General features: G+C 70.3%; 24 protein-coding genes. 14 read left to right on the top strand and 10 right to left on the bottom strand.

What is annotated here, in order from left to right; genetic code table 11:
* The first annotated feature begins 133 nt into the window (after window positions 1–133).
* Entirely contained in the window at window positions 134–529 is a 396-nt protein-coding gene (locus IZR02_RS08850; RefSeq protein WP_025103591.1) for an RDD family protein, read from the top strand.
* Between the two features lie 3 nt (window positions 530–532).
* Here IZR02_RS08850 and IZR02_RS08845 read toward each other — a convergent pair whose 3' ends face one another.
* The gene (locus tag IZR02_RS08845; protein ID WP_036292426.1) at window positions 533–1,021 is read right to left on the bottom strand and encodes an ATP-dependent zinc protease family protein; all 489 of its coding nucleotides are present in this window, start codon (window positions 1,019–1,021) and stop codon (window positions 533–535) included.
* A gap of 18 nt (window positions 1,022–1,039) precedes the next feature.
* Here IZR02_RS08845 and IZR02_RS08840 point away from each other — a divergent pair, with 18 nt between their 5' ends.
* Window positions 1,040–2,227, top strand: coding sequence for a RimK family alpha-L-glutamate ligase (locus tag IZR02_RS08840; RefSeq protein ID WP_025103589.1), 1,188 nt, complete (start codon window positions 1,040–1,042; stop codon window positions 2,225–2,227).
* A 57-nt stretch (window positions 2,228–2,284) separates the two neighbouring features.
* Here the strand turns inward: IZR02_RS08840 and IZR02_RS08835 are convergent, their stop codons facing one another.
* Entirely contained in the window at window positions 2,285–2,995 is a 711-nt protein-coding gene (locus IZR02_RS08835) for a DUF4191 family protein (protein WP_025103588.1), read from the bottom strand.
* 164 nt (window positions 2,996–3,159) lie between these two features.
* Here IZR02_RS08835 and IZR02_RS08830 point away from each other — a divergent pair, with 164 nt between their 5' ends.
* A complete protein-coding gene (locus IZR02_RS08830; protein ID WP_157544461.1) occupies window positions 3,160–4,593 on the top strand; it encodes a hypothetical protein in 1,434 nt (477 codons plus the stop codon).
* Window positions 4,594–4,609: 16 nt separating this feature from the next.
* Here IZR02_RS08830 and sucB read toward each other — a convergent pair whose 3' ends face one another.
* The 3 genes from sucB to IZR02_RS08815 all read right to left on the bottom strand — a co-directional run bounded on the left by sucB (window position 4,610) and on the right by IZR02_RS08815 (window position 9,303).
* A complete protein-coding gene (sucB, locus tag IZR02_RS08825; protein ID WP_025103586.1) occupies window positions 4,610–6,379 on the bottom strand; it encodes a 2-oxoglutarate dehydrogenase, E2 component, dihydrolipoamide succinyltransferase in 1,770 nt (589 codons plus the stop codon).
* 66 nt (window positions 6,380–6,445) lie between these two features.
* Window positions 6,446–7,819: a dihydrolipoyl dehydrogenase gene (gene lpdA / locus IZR02_RS08820; RefSeq protein ID WP_025103585.1), complete on the bottom strand. Its 1,374-nt coding sequence runs from the start codon at window positions 7,817–7,819 to the stop codon at window positions 6,446–6,448.
* A gap of 5 nt (window positions 7,820–7,824) precedes the next feature.
* The gene (locus tag IZR02_RS08815; RefSeq protein ID WP_025103584.1) at window positions 7,825–9,303 is read right to left on the bottom strand and encodes a leucyl aminopeptidase; all 1,479 of its coding nucleotides are present in this window, start codon (window positions 9,301–9,303) and stop codon (window positions 7,825–7,827) included.
* 114 nt (window positions 9,304–9,417) lie between these two features.
* Here IZR02_RS08815 and IZR02_RS08810 point away from each other — a divergent pair, with 114 nt between their 5' ends.
* From IZR02_RS08810 to IZR02_RS08800, 3 genes are all read left to right on the top strand, one after another.
* Entirely contained in the window at window positions 9,418–10,359 is a 942-nt protein-coding gene (locus IZR02_RS08810; RefSeq protein ID WP_025103583.1) for a proteasome assembly chaperone family protein, read from the top strand.
* Window positions 10,360–10,574: 215 nt separating this feature from the next.
* Window positions 10,575–11,768: an RNA polymerase sigma factor gene (locus IZR02_RS08805; RefSeq protein ID WP_370670652.1), complete on the top strand. Its 1,194-nt coding sequence runs from the start codon at window positions 10,575–10,577 to the stop codon at window positions 11,766–11,768.
* Window positions 11,768–12,460, top strand: coding sequence for a coenzyme F420-0:L-glutamate ligase (locus tag IZR02_RS08800; protein WP_029989267.1), 693 nt, complete (start codon window positions 11,768–11,770; stop codon window positions 12,458–12,460). The genes IZR02_RS08805 and IZR02_RS08800 overlap by 1 nt, the downstream gene beginning before the upstream one ends.
* A 98-nt stretch (window positions 12,461–12,558) precedes the next feature.
* Here IZR02_RS08800 and IZR02_RS08795 read toward each other — a convergent pair whose 3' ends face one another.
* Window positions 12,559–13,575, bottom strand: a complete 1,017-nt coding sequence (locus IZR02_RS08795; protein ID WP_025103580.1) for a sugar-transfer associated ATP-grasp domain-containing protein — start codon at window positions 13,573–13,575, stop codon at window positions 12,559–12,561.
* An 84-nt stretch (window positions 13,576–13,659) separates the two neighbouring features.
* Here IZR02_RS08795 and IZR02_RS08790 point away from each other — a divergent pair, with 84 nt between their 5' ends.
* The gene (locus IZR02_RS08790) at window positions 13,660–14,364 is read left to right on the top strand and encodes an alanine racemase (RefSeq protein ID WP_231729440.1); all 705 of its coding nucleotides are present in this window, start codon (window positions 13,660–13,662) and stop codon (window positions 14,362–14,364) included.
* 11 nt (window positions 14,365–14,375) lie between these two features.
* Window positions 14,376–15,413 carry an alanine racemase gene (locus tag IZR02_RS08785; RefSeq protein ID WP_025103578.1) on the top strand — a complete coding sequence of 346 codons (1,038 nt, stop codon included), beginning with the start codon at window positions 14,376–14,378 and terminating at the stop codon, window positions 15,411–15,413.
* Window positions 15,414–15,439: 26 nt separating this feature from the next.
* Here IZR02_RS08785 and IZR02_RS08780 read toward each other — a convergent pair whose 3' ends face one another.
* On the bottom strand, window positions 15,440–15,658 hold the full coding sequence (locus IZR02_RS08780) for a DUF7455 domain-containing protein (RefSeq protein ID WP_025103577.1): 219 nt from the start codon (window positions 15,656–15,658) through the stop codon (window positions 15,440–15,442).
* Between the two features lie 181 nt (window positions 15,659–15,839).
* On the opposite strand from IZR02_RS08780, the gene IZR02_RS08775 reads away from it, so the two are divergent.
* A complete protein-coding gene (locus IZR02_RS08775; protein ID WP_025103576.1) occupies window positions 15,840–17,951 on the top strand; it encodes a DNA gyrase/topoisomerase IV subunit B in 2,112 nt (703 codons plus the stop codon).
* 60 nt (window positions 17,952–18,011) lie between these two features.
* Here the strand turns inward: IZR02_RS08775 and IZR02_RS08770 are convergent, their stop codons facing one another.
* Window positions 18,012–20,453: a DNA gyrase/topoisomerase IV subunit A gene (locus IZR02_RS08770; protein ID WP_025103575.1), complete on the bottom strand. Its 2,442-nt coding sequence runs from the start codon at window positions 20,451–20,453 to the stop codon at window positions 18,012–18,014.
* A 44-nt stretch (window positions 20,454–20,497) separates the two neighbouring features.
* Here IZR02_RS08770 and IZR02_RS08765 point away from each other — a divergent pair, with 44 nt between their 5' ends.
* Entirely contained in the window at window positions 20,498–21,619 is a 1,122-nt protein-coding gene (locus IZR02_RS08765) for an alkaline phosphatase family protein (RefSeq protein WP_025103574.1), read from the top strand.
* Between the two features lie 15 nt (window positions 21,620–21,634).
* Here the strand turns inward: IZR02_RS08765 and sepH are convergent, their stop codons facing one another.
* Entirely contained in the window at window positions 21,635–22,684 is a 1,050-nt protein-coding gene (gene sepH / locus IZR02_RS08760) for a septation protein SepH (RefSeq protein WP_025103573.1), read from the bottom strand.
* A 199-nt stretch (window positions 22,685–22,883) separates the two neighbouring features.
* Here sepH and IZR02_RS08755 point away from each other — a divergent pair, with 199 nt between their 5' ends.
* Window positions 22,884–23,177: a DUF4193 domain-containing protein gene (locus IZR02_RS08755; protein WP_025103572.1), complete on the top strand. Its 294-nt coding sequence runs from the start codon at window positions 22,884–22,886 to the stop codon at window positions 23,175–23,177.
* Window positions 23,178–23,252: 75 nt separating this feature from the next.
* Here IZR02_RS08755 and IZR02_RS08750 read toward each other — a convergent pair whose 3' ends face one another.
* Window positions 23,253–23,717, bottom strand: coding sequence for a DUF3093 domain-containing protein (locus tag IZR02_RS08750; RefSeq protein WP_025103571.1), 465 nt, complete (start codon window positions 23,715–23,717; stop codon window positions 23,253–23,255).
* A gap of 12 nt (window positions 23,718–23,729) precedes the next feature.
* Between IZR02_RS08750 and dut the strand changes: the two genes are divergently transcribed.
* Genes dut through IZR02_RS08735 form a run of 3 tightly spaced genes read left to right on the top strand, consistent with a single transcriptional unit; the run spans window position 23,730 to window position 25,515 of the window.
* A complete protein-coding gene (gene dut, locus IZR02_RS08745; RefSeq protein ID WP_025103570.1) occupies window positions 23,730–24,200 on the top strand; it encodes a dUTP diphosphatase in 471 nt (156 codons plus the stop codon).
* Window positions 24,197–24,784, top strand: coding sequence for a DUF3710 domain-containing protein (locus IZR02_RS08740; RefSeq protein ID WP_025103569.1), 588 nt, complete (start codon window positions 24,197–24,199; stop codon window positions 24,782–24,784). Before dut ends, IZR02_RS08740 begins: the two co-directional genes overlap by 4 nt.
* Window positions 24,781–25,515 (top strand): DUF3159 domain-containing protein, encoded by a 735-nt coding sequence (locus IZR02_RS08735; protein WP_025103568.1) that lies wholly within the window; start codon window positions 24,781–24,783, stop codon window positions 25,513–25,515. Before IZR02_RS08740 ends, IZR02_RS08735 begins: the two co-directional genes overlap by 4 nt.
* The last annotated feature ends 97 nt before the right edge of the window (window positions 25,516–25,612 follow it).

The following is a 25,612-nucleotide window of genomic DNA, read 5'->3' as shown; positions in this document are numbered from 1 at the left end:
ATGCGGATCGATGGCTTCGGGGCCACTCTGCACAGTACGGACGGGGGATTTCTCCACGGTATCCGCTTTGTTTCGTCCGTGTTACAGCGTGAGCAGGATCAGAGGGCATCCACAGCCTCGGTAGGCTGGAGGGGTGACGGATGCTGTGAACACGTACCCCGGTGAGCGACTCGGACTCCCGGAGTCCGGACCGGGGAGCATCGGTCGCCCTGGACGTCGGATCGGGGCCCTCGCGATCGACTGGACGGCAGCTGTCATCCTCTCCGTCGCGTTCTTCCAGTACGACCCGTTCGCCACGCTGCTCATCTTCGGCGTGGTGCAGATCCTCTTCATCCCGACCGCGGGCGGCAGCCCCGGGCACCGCATCCTCGGCATGCGCGTCGTCCGTCTCGACGGCGGATGGGTCGGCCTGTGGCGCCCGATCGTGCGCACGCTGCTGCTCCTGATCGTGATCCCGGCCGTGGTGTGGGATCCGGATCAGCGTGGCCTGCACGACAAGGCCGTGGGAACGGTCCTCATCCGCGCCTGACGCTCAGGCGCGGCCGCGGTTGCGCCGACGTGCCTCACGGGGCGCGCGACCTCCGAGGAAGGAACGCGCCGGATCCACGACGTAGCCGCGACGCAGCGCTTCCCGGCCGATCAGCATGCGGAATCCCATCTCGTCCCGGTTGCTCAACGTGACCTCGGCCATCACCTCGCGGTCGACGAGCCGGATCATCAACTGCACGACGAGACGCTCCTGCGCGTGCCCGGACGAGCTCCGGACGGCCCGGCGATCGTGGATGGGGGACTCCACGACGACCGCGTCCTCCTGGCTGTCCTGCCAGGGCTTCACGCGGAAACGCACCCAGGCCTCGCCGTCGCGCTCGAACTCCTGGATGTCGAACGCGTGCAGGGACGAGGTGCGGGCGCCGGTGTCGATCTTGGCTTTGATCCAGTCGACGCCGAGATCGGGCAGGCTCACCCACTCGCGCCACCCCGTAAGGGTGTTTGAATGGGTAGACCTACTCACCTGATACATCCTGGCAGGAAATCCCCCGTGAAGATCGCAGTGCTGTCCCGTGCGCCGCAGGCGTACTCCACCCAACGCCTCCGCGCGGCCGCACTGCAGCGGGGCCACAACGTGAAGGTGCTCAACACGCTGCGCTTCGCGATCGACCTGACCTCCGATGAGCCCGACCTGCACTACCGGGGCCGGCAGCTCAGCGACTACGACGCGATCCTGCCCCGCATCGGCAACTCGATCACGTACTTCGGCACCGCCGTGGTGCGGCAGTTCGAGCAGATGGACGTCTACACCCCCAACACGGCGAACGGCATCTCCAGCGCGCGCGACAAGCTGCGGGCGAACCAGATCCTCTCCCGGCACAACATCGCGATGCCGCCGACCGCCTTCGTGCGCAACCGCGCCGACGTGCGACCGGCGATCGAGCGCGTCGGCGGCGCTCCCGTGGTGATCAAGCTGCTCGAGGGCACCCAGGGCATCGGCGTCATCCTCGCGCCTCAGGTGAAGGTGGCCGAGGCCATCATCGAGACGCTCCACTCCACCAAGCAGAACGTGCTCATCCAGAAGTTCATCGCCGAGAGCCGGGGGCGCGACATCCGCGCGCTCGTCGTCGGGGACCGCGTGGTCGCGGCCATGCGCCGCTCGGCGGCCGGAGACGAGTTCCGCTCCAACGTGCATCGTGGCGGCTCGGTCGAGGCGATCGAGCTCGACCCCGTCTACGAGCGGGCCGCGGTGCGCTCGGCCCAGATCATGGGCCTCCGTGTCGCCGGCGTGGACATGCTGGAGGGGGACGAGGGACCCCTGGTGATGGAGGTCAACTCCTCCCCGGGCCTGCAGGGCATCGAGACCGCGACCAAGCTCGACGTCGCGGGAGCGATCATCGACTACATCGCCGGTCAGGTCGCCTTCCCGGAGATCGACGTGCGGCAGCGCCTCACCGTCTCCACGGGGTACGGCGTCGCCGAGCTCATGGTCCACGGCGCCGCGGACCTCGTCGGGAAGACGCTGGGGGAGGCGGGCCTGTGGGAACGCGACATCACGGTGCTCACGCTGCACCGCGGAGTCAGCGTCATCCCGAACCCGCGCAAGCACGTGGTCCTCGAGGCCGACGACCGCCTGTTCTGCTTCGGCAAGCTCGATGAGATGCGCTCGATGATCCCCGAGCGTCGTCGCCGGCGGGCGAAGGTGCGCCGCCTCCCCAAGCAGCCGCTCTCGGAATGAGAGAAGCGCGGCCGCCCTCGATGAGGACGGCCGCGCTTCGCGGTTCCGGGGCGCGGGTCAGCGCGGACGCTGCGCCCGTACCTTCGTCGGGTCGATGCCCTTCGGGATGGGAAGCGACGACAGCGACTGCGACACCGAGTCGATGCGGCGGATGACGGCCGCCATGGTGGCCTTGTCGATGGCCTTCGGAAGCTTCTTGATGGTCTTCGCGAGGTCGGCGATCGGCACCTCGTCCTCGCCGTGTCCGACGTAGAGCACCGTGATCGGCACGCCGTGGGCGACGCGCTGCGCCCGGCTGCGCTCCTCGTTCACCAGTCGAGTGAGGCGTCCGCGGGCGCCCTCGCCGACGACGACGATGCCGCCGCGGCCGACCGTCCGGTACACGGCCTCCTGCGTCTTCGGGTTGATGCCCACCGGTGTCTCGGAGGCCTGCCACTGACGACCCAGGCTGGTGCTGAGCACGTGACCCGTCGCACCGGGCATGCCGTCGATCTTCGTGTACATGGCCGAGGTCGAAAGTCGGGTCATGAGGAAGAGGGCGCCGAGGACGCCGAGCATGAGGCCGGTGATGGCCCACAGGACGAGGGTCCACACCTGGAACGGCGGGATCAGGTAGCCGGCCAGGAGACCGAGGAGCACGCCGCCGATGAGGATCGCGGCCTGCGCCCAGGGGAGCCAGGGGTAGGCCTCGCGCGTGAACCGGAAGAGGGACTTGATCTGGGAGAAGAACCCAGGACGCTTCTCGGGTTCGGGAGCACGCTTTGCCATGGAGACCAGCCTACCGAGTCCGAGAGCCTTGCGATGCCGCCGTTCGCGTGCAGCGGAGAGGACGGCGCCTGATCTCTCCTGCACAGTCCGGCCCGGTTCCGGATCCCGTCCCGGAGCGGATGAATGCGCGGACGGGACCGTGGCGATCGGTTGGGATGGGTCGCATGACAGATGAGCGTGAGAATCCGCCCTTCGACCAGGCCGTACTGCCGCAGGCTCATCGCACGATCCGGCTCCTGGATCCTGGGGAGGGACCCCTGGAGGGCGCTCTCGTCGCCTCGCCGGATGGTCCGGTCGTGCGCCGCGATGCGGAGGGCCTCACCGGATGGGCGGGGTGGCGGTACGCGGGGTCGCAGCACGTCGCCGCCCCTCTCGACGTCGTCCGTCGCGCGCGCGGACACGACGTGCTGCTTCCGTGGTGCACGGAGACTCTGCACGTCTTCCTGGAGCGGGCCGGTCGAGCGCGGGGAGGGCTGTCCTCGGGGGAGATCAGCACGGTCGTCGTGAGCATGCTGCGCGGGCTGAGCGAGCTGGGGCCGATGCCGGCCGCCGAGGTGCCGGGGGCCTGGTGGCTCACCGAACGCGGCCGTCCTGTCTTCGTGCCGGGAGCGGGCCAGGACGCGGCGTCGGCGGTCCTGGCAGTCCTGGATCGCCTGCACGCGGACTGCGCGGACAAGGCGCTGATCCGCGTCCTCGATCGCCTCCGGGAGCATCTCCGCACGGCTGCCGCGCAACGCCGTGTACCGCGACGGCTGCTCGAAGAAGGGGAGCGGGAGCTGCTGGAGATCGCGGCGCCGCGGCCGCTGGAGTCTGCGACCGAGGATCAGACGGGTGCCTCCGTCGGCGCCGCCACGGCGCTCCGGCGCCTCCGAGCCGACTCCGCCACGCGCAGTCGGCTGCGGGAGACCGGCGTGCCGCGGGACCGTCTCCGCGTGCGCGAGCGAGCGACGGTCGTCGCCGCCCTTCGCGCCTTCCTCGACCACCTCTCCGGCCGAGCGCGCGCCCTCGTCCGCCCGCGCGAGGTCGCAGCGCCCCGAGGGACGGAGCGGCGGAGCACACGGCCCCGCCGGGCGCGGATCTTCGTCGTCGCCGGAGTCTGCGCGGCGGCTGTGCTCGTCGCCGGGTCGTTGTGGCCCAGCGGAGGAGAGGGGTCTGCGGTCGGAAGCCCCGATGCGGGTACGGCGACGACCGCGCGTCCGTCGACGTCGGATCCCGCGCACGAGACCTCGCGGGAACCCGCGCGGTCGCCGATGCCGTCGCCCACCGCGGGCGCCACGCCACCGGCGGTCGATGATCCGCTGGCCGCCCTGCCGGACGTGATCACGCGGATCGCGGAGTGCGAGTCGCGAGAGGATCCGGTGTGCGCGACGGCGATCGCGGGGGGAGCGCCGGCGATCAGGGCGGTCGCGGCAGAGCTCATCGGCGGTGACGACCCTGTGCTGGTGGATCGCTACGGAGACATCGCCGTGCTGGAGCTGTCGTCGTCGTCCGCGGCTCGAGAAGGCTCAGGCGCGGGGGCGATGATCGTCGTACTGGTGTGGGTGGACGAGAAATGGCTGGTCCGCGACGCGTATCGCGTCGCGGACCAGCCGAGGTGAGGGCGAAGCCGCCGGATCAGGCTCCGAGCTGACCGCTGAACTGCGCAGCCTCGAGGCGGGCCTTCACCGCACCGAGGAAGCGGGCCGCGTCGGCACCGTCGATGATGCGGTGGTCGTACGACAGAGCCAGGTACACGTAGGAGCGGACCGCGATCGCGTCGGTGCCGCCGACCTTGACCAGACCCGGGCGCTTGACGACCGTGCCGGTGCCGAGGATCGCCGACTGCGGCAGGAACACCACGGGGGTGTCGAACAGCGCGCCGCGCGAACCGGTGTTGGTCAGCGTGAACGTGCCGCCGGCGAGCTCGTCCGGCTTCAGCTTGTTGTCGCGCGTGCGCGCCGCGAGGTCGGCGATCTCGTGGGCGATCTCGGCGATGTTCTTCGAGGCCGCGTCGCGGAGCACCGGCGTGAGCAGACCGCGCTCGGTGTCGACCGCGATCGAGACGTTCTCGGAGGCCGGGTAGACGATCTGCTCGCCGTCGACCGTCGCGTTGATGATCGGGAAGGCCTGCAGGGCCTCCGCCGCCGCCAGCGCGAAGAACGGGAGGAAGGAGAGCTTGTCGCCCGTCTTCTCGAGGAAGGACGCCTTGACGCTGTCGCGGTACTCGGCGAGAGCGGTGACGTCGACCTCGACCACGGTGGTGAGCTGAGCGGTCTGCTGCATCGACTCGACCGCGCGCTTGGCGAGGACCTTGCGCAGGCGCGACATCGGCTGAGTGGTCCCGCGCAGCGGCGACACCTCGAGCGGTGCCGGAGCCGGTGCCGCGGCGGCGGCCGGTGCGGCGGTCGCCGTCTCGGCCGCCTTGAGGACATCCTCCTTGCGGATACGGCCTCCGACGCCGGTGCCCTTGACCGTGGCCAGATCCACGCCCTGCTGCGCAGCCAGACGGCGGACGAGCGGGGTCACGTAGAGGTTGTCGCTCTCGGTCGGCAGCGACAGCTTGGGAGCCTCGGTCTGCGCGGGCTGTGCCGGAGCAGCGGGCTGTGCGGGAGCAGCGGGCTGGGCCGGCGCGGCGGGGGCCTCGGCCTGCGGAGCGGGAGCAGCCGGAGTATCGGGCTGTGCAGCCGGAGTCTCGGCCTGCGGGGCCGGCGCGGCGGGAGCCTCGGCCTGCGGAGCGGCAGGAGCCTCGGGCTGAGCCGCGGGAGCAGCACCGGAACCGACACGTGCCAGCACGGCGCCGACCTCGACGGTCTCGTCCTCGCCGGCGACGATCTCCTGCAGCACGCCGGCGACCGGCGACGGGATCTCGGTGTCGACCTTGTCGGTGGAGATCTCGAGGAGCGCCTCATCGACCTCGACCGAGTCGCCGACCTGCTTGAGCCACCGGGTGACGGTGCCCTCGGTGACGCTCTCGCCGAGTTCGGGGAGCACGATGTCGGTCGCGTCGCCGGACGGAGCCGCAGGGGCGGCCTCGGCGGGCGCGGACTCGGCGGGAGCCTGCGGCTCCGCTGCGGGAGCCGCGGCGGGCTCCGGAGCGGCGGGGGCGGCGGCTTCGGCCGGAGCGGCTTCGGCGGCGGCAGGGGCATCGCCGGCAGGGGCCGCGCCGCTGCCGTCACCGATGCGGGCCAGCAGAGCACCGACCTCGACGGTCTCGTCCTCGGCCACGAGGATCTCCTCGATCACGCCGGTGACGGGGGAGGGGATCTCGGTGTCGACCTTGTCGGTCGAGATCTCGAGCAGGCCCTCGTCCGCCTGGACGGTGTCTCCCACCTGCTTGAGCCAGCGGGTGACCGTACCCTCTGTGACGCTCTCACCGAGAGCGGGGAGGACCACGGATGTGCTCATGACTGAGTCTCCTTCAGAAGTTGTATGACGCTTGTCTAGCTTAGTGACTCGGGCACCGGTTGGTGCTCAGAGGGCGTGCAGGGGCTTTCCGGCCAGTGCGAGGAAGGCTTCGCCGAGGGCCTCGCTCTGGGTCGGGTGGGCGTGGATGAGCGGCGCGATGTCCTCCGGGTGGGCTTCCCACGCGACCGCGAGCTGCCCCTCCGTGATGAGCTCTCCGACGCGGTCGCCGAGGAGGTGCACACCGAGGACGGGTCCGTCCTTGAGGCGGACGACCTTGACGAGGCCACCCGTGCCGATGATCTCGCTCTTCCCGTTCCCCGCGAGGTTGTACTCGTAGGAGTGGACGGCGTCGGCACCGTGCGCGGCGACCGCCGCCTCCTCCGTCAGACCGACCGAGGCGACCTCGGGGCTGGAGTAGGTGACCTTCGGGATCTGCACGTCGGGCACGTTCACGGGGGAGAGACCCGCGATGCGCTCGGCGACCGCGATGCCCTGCTGGAACCCGCGGTGAGCGAGCTGGAGACCCGGGACGATGTCGCCGACCGCCCACACACCGGGGACATCGGTGCGGAGGTCGCCGTCCACCGTCACGAACCCGCGGTCCAGACGCACGCCGGCTTCCTCGAAGCCCAGGTCGGCGGTGGCGGGGCCGCGGCCGACGGCGACGAGGAGGTAGTCGGCGGTGAACTCCGTGCCGTCCTCCAGCGTGACGGTCACGGACGAGTCGTCCTGCGTGGCGCTCTGGAAGCGCACGCCGAGGGAGTACTGGATACCGCGGCGGCGGAACGCGCGCTCGAGCCCCTTGCTCATCGCGATGTCTTCGTTCGGGACGAGGTGGGGCAGGGCCTCCACGATCGTCACCTCGGCGCCGAAGGAGCGCCACACGCTCGCGAACTCGACGCCGATCACGCCGCCGCCCAGGATGAGCACGCGCTCGGGGATGACGTCCAGGGCGAGGGCCTGCTCGCTGGTCAGGATCCGGCCGCCGATCTCGAGCCCCGGCAGCGAGCGGCTGTAGGAGCCGGTGGCGAGGATCACGTCCGTGCCGACGTAGACGTCGTCGCCGACGCTCACGCTCCGGTCCGCGTTCAGGCGACCGAGTCCGGTGACCGTCGTGATCCCGCGCGCCTTCACGAGCCCCTCGAGACCCTTGTACTTCTTGGCGACGATGCCCTCGCGGTAGGTGCGCACCCCGGCGACGTCGATCCCGCCGAACGAGGCCGTGACTCCCACGGAGGAGGCGTCACGCACGTGGTCCGCCACCTCGGCGGCGTGCAGCAGCGCCTTCGTGGGGATGCACCCGCGGTGGAGGCATGTGCCTCCCACCTTGTCCTTCTCGATCAGTGCGACGGACTTGCCGAGCTCGCTCGCTCGCAGTGCCGCGGCGTACCCGCCGCTGCCGCCGCCCAGGACGACGATGTCGAAGGTGTGGGTTGTCATGGGTGTCATGCCTCCGGGTGGGATGCTGCTTCGGCGAAGGCGATGATCGATCGGACCATCGCCCCCGTGGGGCCCTTCTCGGTGAAGCCGTAGGGGGCGCCGGCGTGTTCACCGGAGCCCGCGATGTCGAGGTGCACCCAGGGGATGCGCGGCGCGTCGTCCGCGTCCGAGGTACGGCCGACGAAGCGCCGCAGGAAGAGGCCGGCGAAGGACGCGCCGCCCATCCGATCTCCCATGTTGGCGTTGATCATGTCGGCGATGGGGGAGTCGAGCGTCTCCTCCATGTAGGCGGGCAGAGGCATGTGCCACGCCGGCTCCCCCGTGCGCGCGGCGGCGGCGAGGAACTCCGCGACCGTCTCGTCGTCGCCGAAGACGCCGGTGTGACGGTGGCCGAGGGCCGCGACGATCGCGCCGGTCAGGGTCGCGACGTCGATGATGACGTCGGGGTTCTCGCGGCTCGCGGCGACCAGACCGTCGGCGAGGACGAGGCGCCCTTCCGCGTCGGTGTTCAGCACCTCGACGGTGGTGCCGTCGAGGATGCGGATGACGTCGCCGGGGCGGAGGGCGCGGCCGGACGGCATGTTGTCGGTGATGCAGAGCCACGCCGTCACATGCACGGGGAGGCGGAGGGCGGCGATGGCGCGGAGGGCGGCGAGGGAGGTCGCGGCACCGGCCATGTCGAACTTCATGCCGACCATCGAGGCCGCGGGCTTCAGCGACAGGCCGCCGGTGTCGAAGGTGATGCCCTTGCCGACGAGGGCGATGTGGCGCTGCGCGTCCGCCGGCGCATAGTCGAGGCGGACGAGACGCGGCGGCCGGTCGGAGCCCTGGCCGACGCCGAGGATGCCGCCGAAGCCCTGTTCCGCGAGAGCGGTTTCGTCGAGGATCTGCACGGTGACGTCGAGGTCGGCGACGCTGTCGGCGGCGCTCTGCGCGAGCTGCGCAGGGCTCTGCCACTCGGCGGGCACGTTCACGAGGTCCTTGATGAGGGCGACGGCCTCGCCCGTCGCGTGGGCACGGGCGATCGTCGCGTCGTCGAGCGGGGCGTGGACGACGACCGCCGTCGCCCGCTTCTTCCTGCCGTTCTCGGCGCGATAGTCGTCGAAGCGGTAGCCGCCGAGGACGGCGCCTTCCGCCGCCGCGGCCGCGTGCGCCTCGAGTCCGGAGGCGAGGCCGAGCGAGACGGTGTCGAAGCCGGTGAGGGACCGGAGAGCCGTGCCGGCGGCGCTGCGCACGGACGCGTCGTCGATGGTGGAGCCGACGCCGACGACCGCGAAGGGGAGCGTCGTCACCTCGGGGGCGTAGACCCGCGCGAACGCTCCGGCGGCGCCGGTGAAGCCGATGCCCGCGAGGACGTCGGCGAGACCGGGGTGAGCCGCCAGGGACTCGGCCGACTCGGAGAGATCGGGGACGACGAGCACTGCGGCATCGGCAGCGCTTCCGGGGAACTGATCGGTGGTGTGCGAGAGCACGGGAAGCGTCATGGTCTCCATCCTAGGATCTCCGCCCCGGGGTCGTCGGCCCGCCCGGCGGGGTGTGTTCGCTCTCAGCGAGACAGGTCAGAGCCCGGGTCCGGGTGCGGCTCGTAGCATGGAGACATGCCCTTCTCCGGAGAGATCCACGAACGCGTCGCGAACGCTCCCACGGTGCCCCACGGCCTGCCTCTCGTGATGCTGCTCACCGGATTCACCGACGCGGGCAGTGCGGTGTCGGGGCTCATCGATCACCTGAGGGAGACGACGTCGCCGCAGCCGCTCGCGATCTTCGACAACGACGTGCTCCTCGACTACCGCGCGCGTCGCCCCGTGATCTCGTTCGACCAGGACCACCTCGCCGAGTTCCGCCCGCCCCGACTCGAGCTCTCCCTCGCCACGGACGCGCTCGGTCGTCCGTTCCTCCTCCTCACGGGCTACGAGCCCGACTTCGCCTGGAACGCCTTCGCGGAGACGGTGCTGGACCTCGCAGCGGAGTTCGAGGCGTCGGGACTGCACTGGGTGCACTCCATCGCCATGCCCGTGCCGCACACGCGTCCCATCGGGACAACGGTGAGCGGGAACCGGCGCGACCTCGTCGTGTCGCACTCCGTGTGGCGTCCGCGCACGCAGGTGCCCGCCACTGCCGGTCACCTGCTCGAGTACCGGTTCGCGGAGCGCGGGGAACGCGTCGTCGGCTTCGTCCTCCTCGTGCCGCACTACCTCGCCGAGACCGAGAACCCCGAGGCGGTCAGCGCGGCGGCGGAGAAGCTCATGGCGTCGACCGGTCTCGTGCTCATGCTGGACGCCGTGCAGGAGCGGCGCGCGGACTACATCGCCCGGGTCGACGAGCAGGTCGCGGCGAACGACGAGCTGCAGCAGATGGTGCACAACCTGGAACGTCGCTACGACGCCTACATGGCCGGCCGTGACCCCGAGGACGACTCGTACGACGAGGGCGGATTCAGCGAACGCGACCTGCCCAGCGCCGATGAGCTCGCGGCCGAACTCGAGCGCTACCTCGCCACCCGTCCGTCGGGCGACGACGACAAGCCGGGCCGCGGCTGAATCCGTCCGTGCAGATCGGGCGCGAATGCGTCCTCATCGCCATACGTGTGCGATACTAGGAGTCCGACCCGTTGTCAATCAGTGTTTTCGAGCGCTGGACTTGACAAGGGTCTTACTAGTGTCCGAAATGTCCCGGGGTCTCCCAGCGGCCCCGTGAAAGGCGAAACGTGACTCCTGCCACGACGAAGAACACGCGGACGAAGAAGGCCGATCAGATCACCGCGGATCCCGAGGTCGAGGACGTCGAAGCGACCGAAGCGGCTCCCGCGCCCAAGCGTGCCGCGGCCAAGCGCGCCCCCGCGAAGAAGAAGAAGTCGGACGACGTCGTCGAGGAAGACGACGCCGCTGCGGCCGAGGGCTCCGAAGACGCCGCGGGCGACGAGGAGGAGGATGACGCGAAGCCGGCCTTCACCGAGCCGCTGCCGACCGGTGCGATCGTCATCTCCTCCAAGGACGACGAAGAGGTCCCGGTCTACTCGACCCAGATCACCGGCGCGACCGCCGACCCGGTCAAGGACTACCTGAAGCAGATCGGAAAGGTCGCACTGCTGAACGCGGCCGAAGAGGTCGAGCTCGCGATGCGCATCGAGGCGGGTCTGTTCGCGGAGGAGAAGCTCTCCGCGATGTCTCCCGCCGAGAAGACGAGCCAGCTCGGACTCGACCTGCAGTGGGTCGCCCGTGACGGTCAGCGCGCGAAGAGCCACCTCCTCGGCGCGAACCTCCGTCTCGTCGTCTCCCTCGCCAAGCGCTACACCGGTCGCGGCATGCAGTTCCTGGATCTGATCCAGGAGGGCAACCTCGGTCTCATCCGCGCGGTCGAGAAGTTCGACTACACCAAGGGCTTCAAGTTCTCGACCTACGCGACCTGGTGGATCCGTCAGGCCATCACCCGCGCCATGGCCGACCAGGCCCGCACGATCCGCATCCCGGTGCACATGGTCGAGGTCATCAACAAGCTCGCCCGCGTGCAGCGCCAGATGCTGCAGGACCTCGGTCGCGAACCCACTCCGGAAGAGCTGAGCCGCGAGCTCGACATGACTCCGGAGAAGGTCGTGGAGGTGCAGAAGTACGGTCGCGAGCCGATCTCCCTGCACACGCCGCTCGGCGAAGACGGCGACAGCGAGTTCGGTGACCTCATCGAGGACACCGAGGCCGTGGTCCCCGCCGATGCCGTGGGCTTCACGATGCTGCAGCGTCAGCTCGAGCAGCTCCTCGACTCGCTCTCGGAGCGCGAGGCCGGCGTGATCCGGATGCGCTTCGGCCTGGGCGACGGTCAACCGAAGACGCTCGACCAGATCGGTGACACGTTCGGGGTGACGCGTGAGCGCATCCGCCAGATCGAGTCCAAGACGATGGCCAAGCTGCGCCACCCGAGCCGCTCGCAGTCGCTGCGGGACTACCTCGAGTGATGCAGGCGAACGAGGGCAAGGCGCTCGAGGCGAGCGTCGACGGAAAGAGCTACGCGCGGATTCCGCTGCGCACCCGTGTCGTGATGCCGGACGACGATCTCGACGCCATCATCACGGAGTACGCCAAGGATGCCGTCCAACCGGGCGACCTCCTCTTCGTGACCGAGAAGATCGTCGCGATCACGCAGGGGCGGTCCTACCGCCTCGACGAGATCAAGCCGCGCAAGCTCGCGCTGTTCCTGTCGAAGTACGTCACCCGCACGCCGTACGGCATCGGTCTCGGCATGCCGGAGACGATGGAGATGGCGCTGCGCGAGTGCGGTACGCCGCGCATCCTCTTCGCGGCGGCCGTCTCGGCGGTCACCAAGGCCTTCGGGCGCAAGGGCGACTTCTACCGCATCGCGGGGGACAAGGCGCGCGCGATCGACGGCCCGACGAAGCACACCATCCCTCCGTACAACGAGGCTGTGGTGCTCGGGCCGAAGGACCCGGACCGGGTCGCGGCGCACCTGAAGACGCTGATCGGCGGCCAGGCCGAGGTGGCCGTGGTCGACATCAACGATCTCGGCGGCAACATCCTCGGCTCCACGCTGGACAAGGCGGGGGAGCTGCGGCTGGTGAAGATCCTGGGTGACAACCCGCTCGGTCAGGGCCTCGAGTCCACCCCGCTCGGCATCGTCCGCGCGGTCTGAGCAGGTCGACCCACCCCTTTACGAACGAACCGGCCCCTTGCGTGCGAACGCAAGGGGCCGGTTTGCGCGTAAGGGGCCGGGTCGACGCTTCGACAGGGTCAGAAGCCGATGACCTCGCGGTAGCGCGGCTTGTGCCCGGTCCGGATACCGGTGACGCTGGGCTTGTTCTCGTACACGCCCGCGCCCCAGTTGCCCTCGACGAGCACGGGGCCGTCCGGGGTCACGACGACGTCCCAGCCCACGTACTGCACCTGCGGCACGACGCGGGCGACCTGATCGATGAACGCGCGTACCTCGTCCATGTACGGCAGCTGGAAGTCGGCGATGCGGAACCCGGAGTCCGGGTGCGTCTCGTGGACGTGGCCGTGCGAGTCGTAGCCGGCCCCCACCGCGTGCCCGTTCTCGTCGAGCATCGTGTAGAAGCCGCCGAATGTCATCTGATCGCTCACCGCGCCGCGGCCGAACTTCTGCGCCATCGCGAGGATGTGCGCCTTCTCGCCGTCGAAGAACGCGGTGATGCGCGTGGTGTTCACAGTCCCGGGGCACACCGCTGCCAGGTCGTCGTGCTGACGGATGACCTCTTCGATCAGCAGCTCGCCGCGATCGAGGAGGCCGCGGTGGAACTCGGTCCAGTCCGTGATGTCGGCGGCGTGATACCGGTGCACACCGGTGCCGGCCTGACCGACCGGCTCCTTCGTGACGATCGTGCCGAGGCGCTCCGTGAGGGCGCGGACCTCGTCGGCGTTCCCCTCCTCGACCACCATCCACTCGCGGTGCAGGTGCGCGGAGAACTTGCGGTTGAACTCGATCTTGTCCTGGAAGATCCAGCGGAAGTCGGGGTGGTCGTACTTCTGCGAGAGCTGGTTGGACACGGGGTGCGTCATGTACGTCTCGCGCTCGGCGCGGTTCAGCATCGCGAAGTCGTAGTCGATGTAGTCCTGGAAGCCGACGTTGTGACGGGCCGCCGACCAGAGCATGTCGGCGACGATCGTGGGCACGGGCCGGTGATGCTGGGCCGAGGCCTCCTTGGCACGTTCGAAGACGGAACCGACGTCGATGCGGCGGGCACGGCCGAGGAGGTAGCGGATGCGGGGCGCGAGAGAAAGACGAGACATGAAGCTCCGGGTCTAGGGATCGACGTCCCAGTCTACGCGGGGAGCCCCCAGGCTCCTGGGAGCGCGGAAGCTAGGCTGGAGCACGTGTGTGAGACGAGTTCGAGTGCGCTTCCGCAGGCGATGATCTCGCGTTCGGCCCTCGCTGCCGGCGCGTCCGCGGCGATCCGGGCGGGGGGTCGCCGGGCCGACCTCCGGCGCGATGCGTGGGGTCACGGTCTGCTCGCCGTCGCCCAGGCGGTGACCGCGGCGGGAGCGGAGGAGGTCCTCGTGGACTCTCCCGGAGAGGTCGAGGCGCTCCGTCTCGAAGGCATCACCGCCACGACCACTGGAGAGCCGGACCTCGATCCCCGTCTCCTCTATGGGCTGCCATCCGCGGAGGGCCTCCCGACGACGCCTCCGGTCATGCGTCTGGTTGGCCGTGTCATGTCCACCAAGCGCCTGCGGGCGGGAGAGGCCGTCTCGTACGGCTACACCTTCCGGGCGGCGGCGGACACCACGGTCGCGCTCGTGACGGGCGGCTACGCTCAGGGCGTCGTCCGGGCCCTGGGCAACCACGCGGACGTGGAGATCGACGGCGCACTGCACCCTATCGTCGGGCGTGTCGCGATGGACGTCTGCGTCATCGACCTCCAGGGCGCTCTCGCGGAGGTGGGCGACGCGGTGACCTATTTCGGAGGGACCGGACCCGCCTCCGGCGCTATCGCGCGCTGGGCGGAGCTGACCCGGATGACCCCGGCCGAGCTCGTCGCGGTCCCGGGAGCGCACGCCGTGCGCGGATGGGAGGCATGATGGGAGGCCCGATGCGCCCCGAACTGCGTCTGGACAGTGCCGTCTTCCGCGCGAACATCGCGGCGGTCCGTGACCGCCTCGGCGACTCCACGCTGATGCTGGTCCTCAAGGACGACGCCTACGGCCACGGGCTCCGCTGGGCGGTCGAGACGGCCCTCGAGGCCGGGGTGACCTCGTTCGGCAGCTATGACGTGCGCGGAGGCGTCGAGGTCCGGCGCATCGCGGGCGGAGAGGTGACGGTGTTCGCCTGGGCGACCTCGACCGATGAGGAGATCGACGAGGCGCTCCTGCAGGACATCGAGCTCGGCGTCGGCACGGTCGAGTATCTCCGGCGCATCGCCGCGCGGGCGGAGGTCCTCGGCGTGCGCGCACGGATCCACCTCAAGATCGACACCGGGCTGCATCGCAACGGCGTGCGCCCGGAGGACTGGGCGGCCGCGGTCGCCGAAGCCCGAGACGCCGAGCGCTCCGGCGCACTCGCCCTCGTCGGCGTCTGGAGCCACATCGCCGAGGCGAGCGATGCCGAGGACGACGAGGCGCAGGCCGTGTTCCTCGACGCCGTCCGGCAGGTCGGCCTGACCGGGCCGCAGCCGGGGTCTGTACACCTCACGGCCTCGGCCGCGTCCTGGTGGCGACCCGAGTTGCGCGGGACCGTGTCGCGGATCGGCGCGTTCTGCTACGGCATCCGCTCGGCGGACGGTCCGGACCTCGACGGGGTTCGTCCCGCGGCGCGTCTCGTCGCGCCGGTCGTGCGGGTGGAGGGCGAGAGCGCGATCGTCGCCGTCGGGAGCCTGGACGGCGTCCCCTCCACGCTGGCCGGGATGACGGTGGGCACCCCCGCCGGCTCGCGTGCGGTCTCGACCATCGATGTCGCCACGATGACTGTCGAAGGCTGGCCGGGGATGGCGGTCGGCGACGAGGTGACGATCTTCGGCCCCGGCGCACAGGGGGAGGAGACAGCAACGACCCTCGCCGAGCGGATCGATACGGTGGGCGAGGAGATCCTCACCCGCCTCGGTCCGCGGATTCGGCGGAGGGTCGTGGACTGAACCGGTTCGACCGGCTCAGGCGCTGATCAGACCGTCTCGATGAGACGAGCGGTCTCGTCGTGCCAGCTCGTGGCCACGCTGCGCAGCTTCTCTTCGTACTTGCGGCCGTGGTGGGCGCAGAAGAGCAGCTCGGAACCGTTGACCTCGGCGGCGATGTAGGCCTGCGCTCCACACGAGTCGCAGCGGTCCATCGCGGTCAGGCGGTACTCGACAGCGGAGGTCTCACGTTCGGTCGTTGCATTCATCTCGGGGCCTCCTCGGGTGTCGGCGTCCTTGTTGGTCGTGCTCAATACAACCACGCTGCACCTGGGGGCATGCCCGGTCGACGGCGTGTTTCGCTCAGCGCGTACGCGCGCACCCGCGAACGCGGCGACCCGGGGAGTGTCTGCGAGGGGCGGCTCCCTCCCGCGAATAGACTCGGAGATTGTGAATGCCGAGTACTCCGCCCATCATCTCCAGGTGCTCGAAGGACTCGAGGCGGTCCGCAAGCGCCCCGGCATGTACATCGGCTCGAACGGTTCGCCCGGGCTCATGCACTGCCTCTGGGAGATCATCGACAACTCCGTCGACGAGGCGGTGGCCGGCAACGGCTCGCGCATCGACGTCATCCTCCACGACGACGGCAGCGTCGAGGTGCATGACCGCGGTCGCGGCATCCCCGTCGACGTCGAGCCGCGAACCGGTCTGACCGGCGTCGAGGTCGTCTACACGAAGCTGCACGCCGGAGGGAAGTTCGGCGGTGGCTCCTATGCGGCATCGGGCGGTCTGCACGGCGTCGGGGCCTCGGTCGTGAACGCCCTCTCCGAGCGCCTCGACGTCGAGGTCGACCGCGGCGGCAAGACCTACGCGATGTCCTTCCACCGCGGTGAGCCCGGCATCTTCCAGGACTCGGGGGAGAAGCGGCCCGATGCGCCGTTCACCCCGTTCGAGGAGAACAGCGAGCTGCGCGTCGTCGGCAAGGCGCCGCGCGGCGTCACCGGCACCCGGGTGCGGTACTGGGCCGACCGCCAGATCTTCACCAAGGACGCCGCGTTCCAGCTCGCCGAGCTCGAGACGCGGGCGCGTCAGACGGCCTTCCTGGTCCCCGGGCTCGAGATCGTGGTGCGCGACGAGCGCGCCGCGAGCGCCGGGGTGGGGGAGGACGGTGCGCCGACCGGCCCCGTGGAGACGTCGTACCTCTACGAGGGCGGCATCTCCGAGTTCGTGGACTACCTCGCGGTCGACCCGCCGGTGACCGACACCTGGCGCATCCAGGGGGAGGGGACGTTCACCGAGACCGTCCCGGTCCTGCAGCCGGACGGGCACATGGTGGCGACCGAGGTCGAGCGCGTCTGCGCCGTCGACATCGCCCTGCGCTGGGGCACCGGCTACGACACCCGCATCCGCTCCTTCGTGAACATCATCTCCACGCCGAAGGGCGGTACGCATCAGCAGGGCTTCGAGCAGGAGCTGTTGAAGGTGCTCCGCAGCCAGGTCGAGCAGAACGCCCGCCGGCTCAAGGTCGGCAACGACAAGCTCGAGAAGGACGACGTCCTCGCCGGCCTCACCGCGGTCCTCACGGTCAACGTGCCGGAGCCGCAGTTCGAGGGTCAGACGAAGGAGGTGCTCGGCACGCCCGCCGTGCGCCAGATCGTGGCCCAGGTGATGCGGAAGGACCTCCAGCAGCGTTTCACCTCCACCAAGCGCGACGACAAGAGCCAGGCCACGCAGCTGCTCGACAAGATCGTCTCCGAGATGAAGGCCCGCGTGTCGGCACGCGCCCACAAGGAGACGCAGCGCCGGAAGAACGCGCTCGAGTCCTCGACCCTGCCGACCAAGCTCGTCGACTGTCGGACGAACGACGTGGAGCGCAGCGAGCTCTTCATCGTCGAGGGAGACTCGGCCCTTGGCACGGCGAAGAACGCGCGCAACAGCGAGTTCCAGGCGCTGCTGCCGATCCGCGGGAAGATCCTCAACGTGCAGAAGGCGTCGGTCGGCGACATGCTGTCCAACGCCGAGTGCGCGTCGATCATCCAGGTGATCGGGGCCGGCTCCGGGAGGACCTTCGATATCGACGCCGCGCGCTACGGGAAGATCATCCTCATGAGCGACGCCGACGTCGACGGCGCGCACATCCGCACCCTCCTGCTCACGTTGTTCTTCCGCTACATGCGGCCCCTCATCGAGCACGGACGGGTGTTCGCCGCCGTGCCGCCGCTGCATCGGATCATCGTCATCAACCCGGGATCCAAGCCGAACGAGACGATCTACACCTACAGCGAGCAGGAGCTGCACGCGCTGCTCGCGAAGCTCCGCAAGGCCGGCAAGCGCTGGCACGAGCCGATCCAGCGCTACAAGGGTCTCGGCGAGATGGACGCCGAGCAGCTCGCGAACACGACGATGGACCGCTCCGGTCGTCTGCTCCGCCGCGTCCGGATGGAGGACGCCGAGGCGGCGGGCCGCGTCTTCGAACTGCTCATGGGCAACGAGGTCGCCCCGCGGCGGGAGTTCATCATCGATTCCGCCGACCAGCTCTCCCGTGAGTCCATCGACGCCTGAGAGCAGAAGTCACGAAGAAGGGGACCCGGCGCGGCCGGGTCCCCTTCTTCGTGGAACGGATCAGACGAGCGTGCGGCCGATGCTGCCGATGACGCCGTCGATCGGCTGACCGGAGGCGTCGCGTCGTGCCCCCACGTCCGGCAGCTTGCGCACCGCGCCGGTGGGGTCGACGGCCAGAGCCGGGTTCGGGCCGACCCAGGCGACGGTGAGGCGGTCCTCGCCCTTCAGGAAGGCGTGGGCGCGGACGCCGCCGGTCGCGCGGCCCTTCGACGGGTATTCCGTGAAGGCCGAGACCTTCGCGCGGCCGGGATCGGTGCCGGGCAGGATGCTCTCCGCGCCCGACACCGTGGCGACGACGGCATCGGTGTCCGGGCGGACGGCGCCGAAGAAGAGGACGGAGGCGCCCGAGCCGAGCTTGATGCCCGCCATGCCGCCGGCCGGCGCGCCCTGGGGGCGGACCGTCGAGGCCGAGAACCGCAGCAGCTGCGCATCCGTCGTCAGGAACACGAGGTCGGCGTCATCCGCCGCGTCGGCCACACCGACCACGGAGTCTCCGGTCTTGAGGCCGATGACCTCCAGGTCGGGCCGCACGGGCAGGGTCGACGGCACGATGCGCTTCACGATGCCCTGGGCGGTGCCGAGCGCGACGGGGGTCTCGCTGTCGAAACGGACGAACCCGAGGATGCGCTCACTCTTGGTCGTGATCCCCAGGTAGTCGCGAAGCGGAGTCCCCGCGGCGAGCTGCACCGAGGTGCCCGGCACCGAGGGCAGGTCCACGGGGGAGAAGCGGACGACGCGTCCCGTGCTGGTGAGCGCCCCGACCTCGCCGCGGACCGTCGTCTCGACCGTCGCGAGGATGGCATCGTGCTTGCTCCGCCGGGCCGGAGCCGTCAACTCCTGTCCTTCGCCGAGGTCCACGCGCACGGCGCGGCCCGTCGTCGAGAGGACGACGGTGGTCGGCGCGTCGGCGATCTGCAGGTCGACGGCGCCCTTCGTCGCACGGGGCTTCGGCGGGGCCGCGTTCATCAGCAGGGTGCGCCGCGGCGTCCCGTACGCCTCGGCCACGGCGTCCAGCTCCCGGGCGACGGCCGCGCGCAGCAGGGCCGGGCTGGCGAGCAGCTCGCGCAGCGACGCGATCTCCGCGAGGAGGGCGTCGCGTTCCGCCTCGAGCTCGATGCGCGAGAACTTGGTCAGACGTCGCAGCCGCAGCTCGAGGATGTACTCGGCCTGCGGCTCGCTGAGGTCGAACACGGACCGGAGCCGGGTGCGGGCCTGCTCGGTGTCGTCCGACGACCGGATGACCTGGATGACCTCGTCGATGTCGAGGATCGCGATGAGCAGACCCTCCACCAGGTGCAGGCGCTCCTCCCGGCGGGCGAGACGGTACCGGCTGCGGCGGGTGATGACCTCGATGCGGTGGCCGACGTAGACGCTGAGCATCTCCTTGAGCCCGAGGGTGCGGGGCTGGCCGTCGACGAGGGCGACGTTGTTGATGCTGAAGGAGTCCTCCAGCGGGGTGAGCCGGTAGAGCTGCTCCAGCACGGCGTTCGGATCGAAACCGGTCTTGATCCCGATGGCGACGCGGAGGCCGTGGTTGCGGTCGGTGAGATCGGTGACGTCGCTGATGCCCTGCAGCTTCTTCGCCTGCACCGCGTCGCGGATCTTCTCGATGAGACGCTCCGGACCGACCATGTAGGGCAGCTCCGACACGATGATGCCCGTGCGCCGGGGGCCCAGCGGCTCGATCGACGTCCGCCCGCGGACCTTGAGGGCACCGCGCCCGGTCGTGTAGGCGTCCTTGACGCCGTCGAGCCCCATGAGGATCCCGCCCGACGGGAAGTCGGGACCGGGGACGTACTCCATGAGGTCCTCGGTGGTGGCGTCCGGGTTCTCGAGCAGGTGGGTCGCCGCGGCGACGACCTCGATGAGGTTGTGCGGCGCCATGTTGGTCGCCATGCCCACCGCGATGCCGCTGGCACCGTTGACGAGCAGGTTGGGGAAAGCCGCGGGCAGCACGGCCGGCTGCTGGAACTGGCCGTCGTAGTTCGGGATGAAGTCGACGACGTCCTCGTCGAGGTTCTCGGTGAGCGAGAGCGCGGGGGCGGCGAGACGCGCCTCGGTGTACCGCGCGGCGGCGGGGCCGTCGTCCAGGGATCCGAAGTTGCCGTGACCGTCGACGAGCGGCACCCGGAGGGCCCACTCCTGCGCGAGGCGGACGAGCGCGTCATAGATCGCCGAGTCGCCATGGGGGTGCAGTTTTCCCATGACCTCGCCGACGACCCGGGCGCTCTTCACATGGCCGCGGTCCGGGCGCAGGCCCATCTCGGCCATCTGGAACAGGATGCGGCGCTGCACCGGCTTGAGGCCGTCTCTGGCGTCCGGGAGTGCCCGCGAATAGATGACGGAGTACGCGTACTCCAGGAAGGAGCCCTGCATCTCGTGAGAGAGATCGATGTCCTGGATGCGTTCCTCGACAGGCTCGGGCGGCGGGGTTTTCGGCATGGACTTCCTGAGGGCGTACGGGAGCCTGTGTCAGACTGGCTCGGATGTCCTTCATGCTACCGTCCGCGCCGCCGGGCGCCCGGAGCGTCGTCGGGGTGGCGGACGACCTGTGCGCCGCTCTCCGCGGCGAATCCGCCACGCTGCCGCGCGTCGATTCGACCGTGCTCGTGGTGATCGACGGCCTCGGGGCGATCAGCCTCCGCGGGCACGCCGGTCACGCCCGCTCGCTCACCGCGACGATGACGAAGAAGGACATCGCGCAGACGGTCTTCCCGACGACGACGGCGGCCGCCCTCACGAGTCTCACCACCGGGGTCTGGCCGGGGCAGCACGGTCTCGTCGGCTATCGCGTCCGGGATCCGGAGCGGGATGTCCTCGTGAATCAGCTCAGCGGGTGGGAGACGGACGGTCTGGACCCGCTCACCTGGCAGGCCGCCCCCACGGTGTTCGAGCGCATGGCGGCGACGGGCCGGCCGGCCTTCGCCGTGGGGCTGGCGGCGTACGCGCACAGCGGCTTCACACGTGCGACCCTCCGCGGCGCGACATTCGTCCCCGCGGCGACGCCGGAGGAACGGGTCGAGGCCTCCTACGCGCTGGCCGCGGAGAACCCGGGCTCCCTCGTTTACTGCTACCTGCCCGAGGTCGACAAGGCGGGGCACAAGCACGGGGTGGACTCCGCGGAATGGGTCACCGCGCTGGAGCGGATCGACGGCGCGCTCTCGGTCCGCGTCCCGCCGCGCGTGGGCGTGGTGGTGACCTCGGATCACGGCATGGTCGACGTACCGTCCCATCGGCAGGTCGTGCTCGAGGAGGAGCATCTCGTCGGCATCCGGCACGTCGGGGGCGAGCCTCGCATGCTGCACCTGTACCGGGAGCCGGACTCCGACACCGCGGTGCTGGCCACGCGTCTGCGCCGCGATCTGGAGGGGGTGGCCGAGGTCGCCACCCGGGAGGAGGCGCTGCGGGCCGGTCTCTTCGGCCCCGTCGTCAGCGACGACGCCCGGTCCCGGATCGGTGACGTGCTGATCGCCGCCACGGGTGTGCGCGCTCTCTACGACGGCACGGCCGAGGACCAGCGCAACCGCGGCATGATCGGGCAGCACGGCGCACTCACCCCGGAGGAGACCAGGGTGCCGTTCCTGCGGCTCGGCGCCTTCGCCTCCTGACGCGAGCGACCGCGGTCATTCGTCGGTGCGTGCTCCGAAGACGATCTCGTCCCACGACGGCATGGCGTTGCGGCGCCGCCGACGGCCGCCGCTGTCGCCGGCGTCGTTCGAGGACGGCTGACGAGGCGTGGGCTCCGGGGCCGCGGGCTCGTCGTCCGGCTCCTCCAATGCGGCGAAGAGGGCGATCGGATCGGTGTCGTCCTGAACGTCCTCGATCTCGTGCTCGATCGGCGCCGCCTCGCGCTGGCCGCGGCGACGGCGCAGGGCCTCGAGGAGATCGGCGGTCTCGGGGCTCGTCGAGGCGGCGTCGGGGGCGCGGTTGATCGCGGCGTCCTGGACCGCCGGCGCCGAGCGCTCGGGCTGCGCCGGCTCCTCTGCCTCGGCCGCGGGAGCCGGGACGAGGCGCGGTCCGAAGGCGCCGGAGTCGAAGCGGCTGTCGTCCTTGTAGGGCGAGGCGGCGCGGTCGGCCTCCACGGCTCGCAGACGCGGGATCAGGCCCTCCGGCAGGGACCCCTGTCGCGAGAGCTGCGTGGCGTCGGCGTTCAGCGGCGAGAGGGCGCTCCGCCGAGGGTCGAAGCTCCAACGCGCGTCGTGCTCGACGTCGTTGGCGGAGAACTCCAGCTTGATGATCCAGCCGGACTCCTCCTTCCAGCTCGCCCAGCGCTCGGACGACGCGCCCACCTCGGCCAGCTTGGCGCGCACCGCGGCGCCGAACGTCGGCTGCGCGTCGGGCTCGACCTCGCTGCCGATGAGGACGGGGACGGCGAGCGCCTGCCCGATGATGTGCTCCCGCTCGGCGAGGACGGGACCCTCGAAGCGCGCGACGTCGTCGACGCTGATCCCGAGGAGCTCCGCGACCTCTGCGGCGGTGAGACCGGCGCGGATCTGGGCCTGGATGTCCCGCGGACTCGCGGCGAGCTTCTGCGCCGCCGGCTCGGCCTGGCGGGTCGCGCGGCGGATCTCCCGCTGCAGCACGGCGTCGATGGGCAGCGCGAACCGCTCGCCCGCCTCGGTCGCGAGGACGAGCACTCCTGCTTCTGTGCCGACGATGGTGACGTTTTCCATGCGAATGCCCCTCTGATGGGTGTGCGTTCATGGTGTCACGGGAGACGCGTCGGGAGAGGGAATACGGCGGGCGTGCCGTGAGTTTGCCCTGTCGCATGGGAGGGCATTTGCGAAACGCCCGCCGGTCATGCAAACTATGGCCGCCGATTACCCGACGGCGCACCCGCCCACTCGCACCATGAAAGTGGAGATTCACCGCATGGCAACCGATTACGACGCTCCCCGAAAGAGTGAAGACGACTCCGAGTCGATCGAAGCCCTCAAGGAGCGTGTGCCGGACAAGCTGTCCGGCACGACCGGAGACGAGGACTCCGACAACCCGTCGAACTTCGATCTCCCGGGCGCGGACCTCTCCGATCTCGAGCTGGATGTCGTCGTGCTGCCCGCGCAGCAGGACGAGTTCACCTGCATGAGCTGCTTCCTCGTGAAGCACCGCTCGCAGCTCGACCACGAGGGACCCGATGGCCCCATCTGCAAGGAGTGCGCTGCCTGAGCAGCCCTCTGCGCGACGCCTCACGCGCCCCCGACCATCCGGTCAGGGGCGCGCTGTCGTTTCTCCGGGGGGCGGTCAGCCCCGCGCCGCGCGGATGGCCGCGGCGAGCCGATCGGGCGTCCTGGTCGAGATCGTCCACGCGATGACGGGGTCTGCCTCGTCGATGTTCGGCACCACGACGACACCGTCGATGCCGCCGCGGATGAGGTGCCACCCGCGAGCCGGGAGCTCCGGTCCTCGTGCGGCCCGTGCCTCGTCGCCGGTCAGCGCCACCGGCTCGCCGAGGTGGCGCACGTCGATGTGGGCGGGTCCGGCGCGGAGCACGCCGTCCTGCACCGAGACGACCGGAGCCAGGGCGATGGCCGCCACCACGAGCAGCGCGGACACCGCTCCGCCGAGCAGCAGCGCGAAGGTCGAGCCGACCGGCACGAAGATCAGGGACACCATCGGTCCCGCCAGGGCGATCGTGACCAGCAGCCACAGGCTGGGGGCCAGGCGTTCGTGGTAGCGGGGACGTGCGTCCGTTGCGGGGTTCTGCATTAGCCTCATGGGGTGACCGATTCCGTTGATGTCCCCATTATCGCCGCAGCGGTCCCCGGCTATGCGCATCCGGGTGACGCCGGAGCCGATCTCGTCGCCGCCGAGGCCGTGCGGCTGGAGCCGGGGGAGCGCGCTCTCGTTCCCACCGGCGTGCGCATCGCGCTGCCGGACGGCTATGCGGCCTTCGTGGTGCCCCGCAGCGGTCTCGCGGCGAAGCACGGTATCTCGATCGTGAACTCTCCCGGCACCGTCGACGCCGGCTACCGGGGCGAGATCAAGGTCAGCCTGATCAACACGGACATCCACAGCGCGTACGATGTCGCCGTCGGCGATCGCATCGCACAGCTCATCGTGATGCCCGTCACCCGTGCCCGGTTCCTCCCGGTCGACGAGCTGCCGGACAGCGTTCGCGGCGCCGGCGGATTCGGCTCGACCGGCTACCAGGCACAGACCCCCGAGAACGAAGCAGGACAGGCGAAATGACCGACAGCAACGAGACTCCTTCCAAGTCGGCGCCGGAGAACCGCGCCACCGAGGGCCCGTTCGACGACTCCGAGGCGAACCCCGTCCGCCCGTACATCGACCTCGGCGGGATCAAGATCCTGCCGCGCGAGGGACTGAACCTGCGGCTCGAGGTGGAGGAGCAGAGCAAGCGCATCGTGGCGGTCGGGCTCGACTACGCCGAGTCGTCGCTCCAGGTGCAGCCGTTCGCGGCTCCGCGCAGCGGCGGTCTGTGGGACGAGACGCGCGTCCAGCTGCGCGACCAGGTCAAGGCGCAGGGCGGTCGCGTCGAGGAGCGCGAGGGGCCGCTCGGCAAGGAGCTGCTCGCGGAGGTGCCCGCGACCGCCAGTGAAGGCTCCGGCCTGCGCCTCGCGCGCTTCATCGGCATCGACGGGCCCCGCTGGTTCCTGCGCGGTGTGATCGGCGGTGCGGCGGCGTCCGACCCGGAGGCGGCGGCGAAGGTCGAGGACCTCTTCCGCTCGATCGTCGTCGTCCGCGGGGGAGCGCCCATGCCGCCGCGCGACCTCATCCCGCTGAAGATGCCGGCGACGCCGGGCTCCGCGTGACCACGCCGGACGCCGAGGAGCCGCGCACGCAGAGCGCGTCGGAGATCCTCGGAGCAGCACTCGGCGGCGCCGCGCGCAAGGCCGGGCTCGACCCGTCCGAGAGCGCGAGCACGCACAAGGTCGTCTGGTCGGCCATGGGCGGCTGGCGCGGGATCCTTGAGTCGGTGCTCCCGAGCCTCGCGTTCGTGATCCTGTTCACCCTTCGGCCTGAGCCCCTGCTGCTGCCCCTCGGAGTGTCCGTCGGTCTGGCCGCCGTGTTCACCGTCGTCCGGCTGGTGCAGAAGTCTCCGCCGTCGGCCGCCCTCGGCGGACTGATCGCGGCCGTGGCCGCCGCCGGTCTGGCCCTGTGGACGGGCCGCGGCGAGGACAACTTCGTCCCCGGCCTCATCACGAACGCGGTCTACGGGTCGGCGATCCTCGTCTCGGCGCTCATCGGCTGGTCCGTCATCGGTCTCGCGGTCGGCTTCCTCATGGGGGAGGGAACCGCCTGGCGTGCGGACCGTCGCAAGCGGCGGGCCTTCTTCTGGTTGGGCATCGCCTGGGCCGCGCTGTTCTTCGCCCGACTGATCGTGCAGTTCCCGCTGTACCTGGCCGGCGACGTCACCGCTCTCGGGACCCTCAAGCTCGTGATGGGACTGCCGTTGTTCGCGCCCCTGATCGCGGTGACCTGGCTGGTCGTCCGTGCGCTCTATCCCCGCGCGTCGTCGCACGACGACCCCGCGGCGGCGTGATAGATTTATCTCGACATCAAGATAAATCACGGGCTTTCGCCGGTGACCAGCGCGGAGCAGACTGGTTAGGTCCCCCTTGCTAGCCGCGCGGCCGCAC

The organism is Microbacterium paraoxydans, from assembly GCF_019056515.1.
Taxonomy (GTDB): Bacteria; Actinomycetota; Actinomycetes; order Actinomycetales; family Microbacteriaceae; genus Microbacterium.
This window is presented reverse-complemented; position numbering and strand designations above follow the sequence as displayed.

What these genes read in the sequence shown, in the direction of transcription:
- IZR02_RS08845 (WP_036292426.1), bottom strand. Translation starts at nt 1,021, where the DNA reads ATGTATCAGGTGAGTAGGTCTACCCATTCAAACACCCTTACGGGGTGG.
- IZR02_RS08835 (WP_025103588.1), bottom strand. Translation starts at nt 2,995, where the DNA reads ATGGCAAAGCGTGCTCCCGAACCCGAGAAGCGTCCTGGGTTCTTCTCC.
- IZR02_RS08830 (WP_157544461.1), top strand. Translation starts at nt 3,160, where the DNA reads ATGACAGATGAGCGTGAGAATCCGCCCTTCGACCAGGCCGTACTGCCG.
- sucB (WP_025103586.1), bottom strand. Translation starts at nt 6,379, where the DNA reads ATGAGCACATCCGTGGTCCTCCCCGCTCTCGGTGAGAGCGTCACAGAG.
- lpdA (WP_025103585.1), bottom strand. Translation starts at nt 7,819, where the DNA reads ATGACAACCCACACCTTCGACATCGTCGTCCTGGGCGGCGGCAGCGGC.
- IZR02_RS08815 (WP_025103584.1), bottom strand. Translation starts at nt 9,303, where the DNA reads ATGACGCTTCCCGTGCTCTCGCACACCACCGATCAGTTCCCCGGAAGC.
- IZR02_RS08810 (WP_025103583.1), top strand. Translation starts at nt 9,418, where the DNA reads ATGCCCTTCTCCGGAGAGATCCACGAACGCGTCGCGAACGCTCCCACG.
- IZR02_RS08800 (WP_029989267.1), top strand. Translation starts at nt 11,768, where the DNA reads ATGCAGGCGAACGAGGGCAAGGCGCTCGAGGCGAGCGTCGACGGAAAG.
- IZR02_RS08795 (WP_025103580.1), bottom strand. Translation starts at nt 13,575, where the DNA reads ATGTCTCGTCTTTCTCTCGCGCCCCGCATCCGCTACCTCCTCGGCCGT.
- IZR02_RS08785 (WP_025103578.1), top strand. Translation starts at nt 14,376, where the DNA reads ATGCGCCCCGAACTGCGTCTGGACAGTGCCGTCTTCCGCGCGAACATC.
- IZR02_RS08780 (WP_025103577.1), bottom strand. Translation starts at nt 15,658, where the DNA reads ATGAATGCAACGACCGAACGTGAGACCTCCGCTGTCGAGTACCGCCTG.
- IZR02_RS08770 (WP_025103575.1), bottom strand. Translation starts at nt 20,453, where the DNA reads ATGCCGAAAACCCCGCCGCCCGAGCCTGTCGAGGAACGCATCCAGGAC.
- IZR02_RS08765 (WP_025103574.1), top strand. Translation starts at nt 20,498, where the DNA reads ATGTCCTTCATGCTACCGTCCGCGCCGCCGGGCGCCCGGAGCGTCGTC.
- sepH (WP_025103573.1), bottom strand. Translation starts at nt 22,684, where the DNA reads ATGGAAAACGTCACCATCGTCGGCACAGAAGCAGGAGTGCTCGTCCTC.
- IZR02_RS08755 (WP_025103572.1), top strand. Translation starts at nt 22,884, where the DNA reads ATGGCAACCGATTACGACGCTCCCCGAAAGAGTGAAGACGACTCCGAG.
- IZR02_RS08750 (WP_025103571.1), bottom strand. Translation starts at nt 23,717, where the DNA reads ATGCAGAACCCCGCAACGGACGCACGTCCCCGCTACCACGAACGCCTG.
- IZR02_RS08740 (WP_025103569.1), top strand. Translation starts at nt 24,197, where the DNA reads ATGACCGACAGCAACGAGACTCCTTCCAAGTCGGCGCCGGAGAACCGC.